General features: G+C 56.4%; 6 protein-coding genes, 1 tRNA gene and 1 riboswitch. Of the genes, 1 reads left to right on the forward strand and 6 read right to left on the reverse strand.

Going from position 1 to position 6,778, the window contains the following annotated elements:
• The first annotated feature begins 86 nt into the window (after positions 1-86).
• Positions 87-162 (forward strand) — tRNA-Met (locus ACTOZL_RS09860).
• A 127-nt stretch (positions 163-289) separates the two neighbouring features.
• Here the strand turns inward: ACTOZL_RS09860 and ACTOZL_RS09865 are convergent.
• The 6 genes from ACTOZL_RS09865 to ACTOZL_RS09890 form a co-directional block, all read right to left on the reverse strand.
• The gene (locus ACTOZL_RS09865) at positions 290-1,441 is read right to left on the reverse strand and encodes a tyrosine-type recombinase/integrase (RefSeq protein ID WP_482478211.1); all 1,152 of its coding nucleotides are present in this window, start codon (positions 1,439-1,441) and stop codon (positions 290-292) included.
• A 747-nt stretch (positions 1,442-2,188) separates the two neighbouring features.
• A complete protein-coding gene (gene ribH, locus ACTOZL_RS09870) occupies positions 2,189-2,656 on the reverse strand; it encodes a 6,7-dimethyl-8-ribityllumazine synthase (RefSeq protein ID WP_482478212.1) in 468 nt (155 codons plus the stop codon).
• Between the two features lie 18 nt (positions 2,657-2,674).
• A complete protein-coding gene (locus tag ACTOZL_RS09875; RefSeq protein WP_251319851.1) occupies positions 2,675-3,877 on the reverse strand; it encodes a bifunctional 3,4-dihydroxy-2-butanone-4-phosphate synthase/GTP cyclohydrolase II in 1,203 nt (400 codons plus the stop codon).
• Between the two features lie 15 nt (positions 3,878-3,892).
• Positions 3,893-4,540 (reverse strand): riboflavin synthase, encoded by a 648-nt coding sequence (locus tag ACTOZL_RS09880; protein WP_482478213.1) that lies wholly within the window; start codon positions 4,538-4,540, stop codon positions 3,893-3,895.
• Entirely contained in the window at positions 4,521-5,624 is a 1,104-nt protein-coding gene (ribD, locus tag ACTOZL_RS09885; protein WP_482478214.1) for a bifunctional diaminohydroxyphosphoribosylaminopyrimidine deaminase/5-amino-6-(5-phosphoribosylamino)uracil reductase RibD, read from the reverse strand. The genes ACTOZL_RS09880 and ribD overlap by 20 nt, the downstream gene beginning before the upstream one ends.
• Before the next feature lie 160 nt (positions 5,625-5,784).
• A riboswitch (FMN riboswitch) is annotated at positions 5,785-5,899 on the reverse strand.
• Positions 5,900-6,376: 477 nt separating this feature from the next.
• On the reverse strand, positions 6,377-6,778 hold a 402-nt coding region (locus tag ACTOZL_RS09890; RefSeq protein ID WP_482478215.1), incomplete at its 5' end, for a tyrosine-type recombinase/integrase.

The following is a 6,778-nucleotide window of genomic DNA, read 5'->3' on the forward strand; positions in this document are numbered from 1 at the left end:
GAGTGGCGGAATTGGCAGACGCCCGGGACTTAAAATCCCGTGGGAGCGATCCCGTGCCGGTTCGACCCCGGTCTCCGGCACCATATCGCGGGGTAGAGCAATTGGTAGCTCGTCGGGCTCATAACCCGGAGGTTGCAGGTTCAAGTCCTGTCCCCGCAACCAGAAATCCTCTGATTTCGCTTGAAATCAGAGGATTATTTTTGTTTTTCATCACTTTTTATGCTGGTTAATTTTTGCTCTCTGTTTTTGACCCATTTCTTGACCCATACGGGGAAATGTCTGGAAAGGATTAGAGAGCACCGGAGAGGACGCTGCCCATTGTTTTTGCTGCTTCCCGCTGTGCCTGGGTAGTGACATGGGCGTAGGTGTCCAGGGTGAATCCTGCTGAGTAGTGGCCCAACATCCCGGAAACCGTCTTGATGTCCACCCCGTTTTGCAGGGCTACTGTGGCGAAGGTGTGTCTCAGGTCATGAAATCTCACTTTTGGCAGTCCTGCCCGCTTCAGAACCCGGTGGAGCATCTGGATTACGCTGTCTGGGGAGATCGGCCCACCCGTCGGCGAAGGAAATACGTACTCGCTGTCACCGCATTTTTTCTTCTGCTTTTTTAGAATTCCTACCGCATCCTCTCCCAAGGAAATGGTGCGGTAGGAATTTTTTGTTTTCAGTGGGGCTTCCACTACCTCGCCGTTGATTCGGGAGACCTGCCGCTGAACCCGGAGGGTACACTGTTCCAAATCAAGGTCTTCCCATTTCAGGCCAAGGAGTTCTCCCCGTCGCAGTCCTGTGGCCAGCTCGATGTAGTACATCTCGAACACGCCGCTCTCCTTGGCTTCCCGAAGGAAGGAGGCTAGTTGCTCCACCGGGAGCGTCTTCATCTCCCTGTGCTCCAGCTTTGGCAGGGCACAGCCGTCCGTGGGATTGACTGCAATCAGCTTCTGCGCCTTTGCAAAATCCATCGCAGAGGAAATGACTTGGTGGATGTTCCTCACCGTCTTGGGACTCAGTCCTTTTGGCTGCCCTTTGGCCTCAATCCGGTCCACTCTACCTCTGGACAACAGCTTTTTGTAGAGTTTTTGCAGTTCCAGGGTGGTCAGCTTGTTTAACTGGATTTTGCCGATATTCGGCTTGATGTGGTTGTCGATGTACCCTCTGTATGTTTGGTGAGAGGTGGGGCGTACCTTGATTTTGGCGTAGTTCTCGAACCAGATATCCATCCACTGACCGACGGTGTACTGCGCCGCCTTGAGGGTATCCACTTCTGAGGTTTCCTGAATCGCCTGTTTGAGCTTCGCTTTTACCTCTGCCTGGGTCTTGCCCAGGACATTCTTGTAGACCGTTTTGCCAGTCTCCGGGTCCCGTCCGGCGGTGTAACGGCCTTCCCATCGACCGTCTGGCCTTTTGCGGATGCTGCCTTCACCGTTGGCTCTGCGTTTTGCCATATGTATCGCCTCCGTTCAGCGACACAACATACCACAGCCTTGGCCCAATAGCCAGGGGTTCGGGGCAGAGTTATCAGAAAATTCAAACTCTCTTGCTACCGAGAAAAATCGCCTATTCATTGTTTTCTGCGTAGCAAAATTTGCGTGTTGGCTCACTGCTCTCTCTTTGGTAACGCTGGTGCAACTCATAGACTGATGATCTCGTCGCTGACAGCGGCCCACAGACCTCCAACACGGCGTTTAGCGTACGAGGCGGGGACAGGTTGCCTCTCCAACAAAACCGCACACAGCGGCTTACAGGCCGATACACAGGGGACTTAGTGGCGCAGGTTGCTTCCCTTCTTCTGTATTGACTTTGCCCTTTCAGCTCTCATAAAAACTGAAAATTTCTCGTTGTGACGCAGTTGCCACCGCCAAACCTGTTGGCACTGTAAGCATCGCGGCTAACAAGACGTCAAACCGTGAAGTGTCTCCTTAAATTGACGTCATTGACGGACTGAACAAAAATCTTGAAAACATAGGAACTTCGTCCTAAAACCCCCGTTTTCCGTTTCCCCGGCCCGCACTGCGGGACGGTGTGAACCAGCGGGACGCCGTCAAGGCGGCACGCTTTTATCCTGCTTCCCCTTCGCCCCTTCGGTTCACCTTGCTGGTCGGTAGAATTGTTGAGACTGCTAGATGCCGCACACCGGCTACATGGCTCGTCATACTGTAACATAGGCTGAAGTTGTCGCGTGCCTCTTACAGCTATCCATCTAGCTTCCGAATCAAGTTCACCATCTCAATGGCACCCTGTGCGCAGTCGGCCCCCTTATTGCCAGCCTTTGTCCCGGCCCGCTCAATGGCCTGTTCAATGGTGTCGGTGGTCAAAACACCGAACATGACTGGGATGCCGCTCTCCAGCGATACCGCCGCGATTCCCTTGGACACCTCGGCACACACGTAGTCGTAGTGGCTTGTACTGCCCCGGATTACAGCACCCAGGGTGATCACTGCATCGTACTTCCCGCTTTTGGCCATCTTGGCGGCAATAATGGGAATCTCAAAGGCTCCGGGGACCCAGGCCAGCGAAATGTCCTCCCCCAGCACGCCATGGCGTAGCAGAACATCTTCACAGCCGCTAATCAGCTTGGAGACGATGAACTCATTGAACCGCGCTGCTACAATGCCGATTTTGATGTTTTCAGATACCAGTTTACCCTCATAAATTTTCATCATCATTTCCTCCCATTTTTAATAGCTCAACAAATGCCCCATGCGCTGCTGCTTGGTCCGCAGATAGAACAGATCCTCAGCGGTGGCGGCTACCTGGATGGGCACCCGCTCCGCAATTTCTAGGCCGAAGCCGGACAGCTGATATACCTTGTCCGGATTGTTGGTCAGCAGTCGCATAGTCCGCACGCCCAGATCACGCAAAATCTGCGCTCCGGTCCAGTACTCCCGCAGGTCGGGGGCAAAGCCCAGCTTGACGTTGGCGTCCACAGTATCCAGACCTTGCTCCTGGAGAGCATAGGCCTTTAGTTTGTTGATCAAGCCGATCCCTCGGCCCTCCTGGCGCATATACAGCAAAACGCCCCTGCCCTCTGCCTCAATCTGCCCCAAGGCGGCTGCCAGCTGCTGGCCGCAGTCGCACCGGCGGGAGCCGAACACATCCCCGGTAAGGCATTCGGAGTGAACCCGGCACAGCACGTCCTTTCCGTCTCCGATGTTCCCCTTCACCAGGGCCACATGGTGTTCCCCAGTGATGTCGTTCACGTAGCCATAGACTTGGAACTCTCCGAACCGGGTGGGCAGCTGGGCGCTGGCCTCCCGGACCACATGCCTATCGTGGCGGCGGCAGTAGTCCTGGAGGGCCTTGATGGTTACCACCTTCAGTCCCCACTCCTTCGCCTTTTCCAGCAGCTCGACGGTGCGCATCATAGTGCCGTCATCCCGCATGATCTCACAGCACAGGCCGCACTGGGTCAGTCCGGCCAGGCGGCACAAATCCACCGTGGCCTCGGTGTGGCCGTTCCGAACCAGCACCCCGCCCCGCCGGGCCACCAGCGGAAATACGTGGCCGGGACGGCGCAGATCCTCCGGACGGGTGGCGGGATCGGTACATTTGCGGCAGGTGTAGGCTCGCTCCTCTGCTGAGATTCCGGTGGTGGTATCCACATGGTCAATGGACACCGTAAAGGCGGTGGAGTGGTTGTCTGTGTTTACCTTCACCATCTGCTCCAGGCCCAGGCGGTCGGCCACCTCCCCGCTCATGGGGGTACAGATCAGGCCCTTGGCGTGAACCGCCATAAAGTTGACGTTCTCGGTGGTGGCGAACTGGGCGGCACAGATCATGTCTCCCTCGTTCTCCCGGTCTGGGTCGTCAATGGAGATAATGATGCGCCCGGAATACAGCTCCTCCAGTGCCTCCTCTACGGTGCAGTATGGATGTTCCATAAAAATTCCTCCCTGTTAAAATCCGTTTTCCCTGAGAAAATCCATAGTAATTCCCCCTTTAGAGGAAAGCTCCTCCTGGGGATTCAGCAGCTTTTCCACATACTTTCCGATGATGTCCGTCTCCAGGTTGACCGTATCCCCCGGGCGCTTCCGGCCCAGCACAGTAACCATAGCGGTGTGGGGGATGAGGGAGACAGAAAACCGATCCGCCTCCACTGCGGCCACCGTAAGGCTCACACCGTCAATCGTGACAGAGCCCTTCTCCACCACATACCGCAGCAGTTCAGGCGCGGCCCGGACGGTGTACCACAGGGCGTTGTCGTCCCGGTGGACGGACAGGATGGTTCCCACCCCGTCGATGTGCCCGGAGACGATGTGTCCGCCGAAGCGGCCATTTGCCGGCATAGCCCGCTCCAGATTCACCGGGCTGCCGGGCACCAGCTTTCCCAGGGAGGAGCGGTTCAGGGTCTCGTGCATCACGTCGGCTGTGAAGCCGCCGCCGTCCTTCCCTGTGGCCGTGAGGCAAACCCCGTTCACTGCCACACTGTCCCCGATTTTCAAATCGGACAGCACCAGGGAGGCCCCAATAGACAGTACCGCCGAGTGGGTTCCCCGCTGGATGGCCCGGATCGTTCCCAATTCCTCAACGATCCCTGTGAACATATTGGACATCCCCCTCTATCAAAAAGTCCTCCCCAATCCGGGTAACGGTCGTGTCCTCCAGCCGGAAGGCCCGGTCCGGCAGAGCTACCCCCGCTCCGCCCACAGGGGACTTTGCCCCTTCCCCGCCGAAGAGCTTGGGGGCAATATAGGCCTGGATTCGTTGGACCAGTCCTGCCTCCAGCATAGACCAGTTCAGCGTGCCGCCCCCCTCCAGGAGCAGGCTGTCAATCTCCGCCGTCCCCAGCTGGTCCATCAGCGCCGCCAGGTCCACATGCCCCTCCCGCAGGGGCAGAGGCCACACCTGACAGCCAGCGGCCTCATAGGGTGCGGCCTTCTCCGGCGTCACTGGCCCCGTGGCGAGGATAGTGGGAACCTCGTGTGCCGTGCGGAGGAGTTTGCTGTCCAGAGGGGTGCGCAGGCGGGTGTCGCAGACCACTCGAAGGGGATTTTTGCCCCCGTCCATCCGGCAGGTCAGCAGAGGATCGTCTGCCAACACAGTGCCTACCCCCACCAGAATGGCGGCGTTGACGTGTCGATCCCAGTGGACCCGCTCCCGGGCCGCCTCACCAGTAATCCACTGGGAGGCCCCGGTACAGGTGGAGATTTTGCCGTCCAGGGTCATGGCATATTTCATGGTCACATAGGGACGCTTCGTGGTGATGTAGTGAAAAAAAGCCCGATTCAGCCGGTCGCATTCTGCTCGAAGCACCCCTGTCTCCACTGCGACACCATGAGTGCGGAGGAGATCGATTCCCTTTCCGGCCACCAATGGGTTGGGGTCCACGGAACCCACCACTACCCGGCTGATCCCTGCCTCCAGGATAGCGTCAGTGCAGGGGGGTTGTCTTCCATAATGGCAGCACGGCTCCAGGGTCACATACAGAGTAGCCCTGGCAGGAGATTCTTGGCAGTTAGCCAGCGCCTCCCGCTCTGCGTGAAGCCCGCCCCGACGCTTGTGCCAGCCCTGGCCGATGATCCGCCCTTCCTTCACCAGCACCGCGCCCACCATGGGGTTGGGGCTGGTCCAGCCCCGGCCTCGCTCCGCCAGAGAGAGGGCCAGGGCCATGTAGTCTGTGTCCTTCATTTCCTTCGCCTCCAAACAAAAAAAGTGCCTTGAATGAGATCATCAAGACACCGTGAAACGGACACAGGTCCCGCACCCCTGAAATACAGAGCCCTGGGACGATAAATCGTTCCAGGGCGTGGCAACAAATGGGCGCAGAGATATTTTCTTTCTGCGTTCACACGATCTTCTTTCATCCAGACTATACTGTCGGCTTCGGAGTTTCACCGAATCATGCCTTACGGCTCGTGGGCTATACCACCGGTGGGGAATTGCACCCCGCCCTGAAGATCTTTATTCAATTGAGAAAAGTATATACTTCGGTGCAGGGATTGTCAAGAGTACGATTTGAAGATCAGAAAAAAACAGATTGATTTGCGCATCTGAAGTTTTGCGCCGCCGTCTCCAACAGCCTCGCTCTATTGGTTGTATTCTCCGTAGTAGTATTTGAGCTGCCTATTAACCTCTGACCCATAACTTGACCCAGAACAGGAAAAAGACAGTGGGAACAACGGAGAAAAGAGGATTGGAAAGTATTTGACTCCGTTGGGAAGAGGCCCAGAACATGCTGGAAAGGCCCAAACCGCACTTTGGAGCGCAGCTCATAACCCGGAGGTTGCAGGTTCAAGTCCTGTCCCCGCAACCAGAAATCCTCTGATTTCGCTTGAAATCAGAGGATTATTTTTGTTTTTCATCACTTTTTATGCTGGTTAATTTTTGCTCTCTGTTTTTGACCCATTTCTTGACCCATACGGGGAAATGTCTGGAAAGGATTAGAGAGCACCGGAGAGGACGCTGCCCATTGTTTTTGCTGCTTCCCGCTGTGCCTGGGTAGTGACATGGGCGTAGGTGTCCAGGGTGAATCCTGCTGAGTAGTGGCCCAACATCCCGGAAACCGTCTTGATGTCCACCCCGTTTTGCAGGGCTACTGTGGCGAAGGTGTGTCTCAGGTCATGAAATCTCACTTTTGGCAGTCCTGCCCGCTTCAGAACCCGGTGGAGCATCTGGATTACGCTGTCTGGGGAGATCGGCCCACCCGTCGGCGAAGGAAATACGTACTCGCTGTCACCGCATTTTTTCTTCTGCTTTTTTAGAATTCCTACCGCATCCTCTCCCAAGGAAATGGTGCGGTAGGAATTTTTTGTTTTCAGTGGGGCTTCCACTACCTCGCCGTT

The sequence above is a fragment of the Evtepia sp. genome (assembly GCF_056797215.1).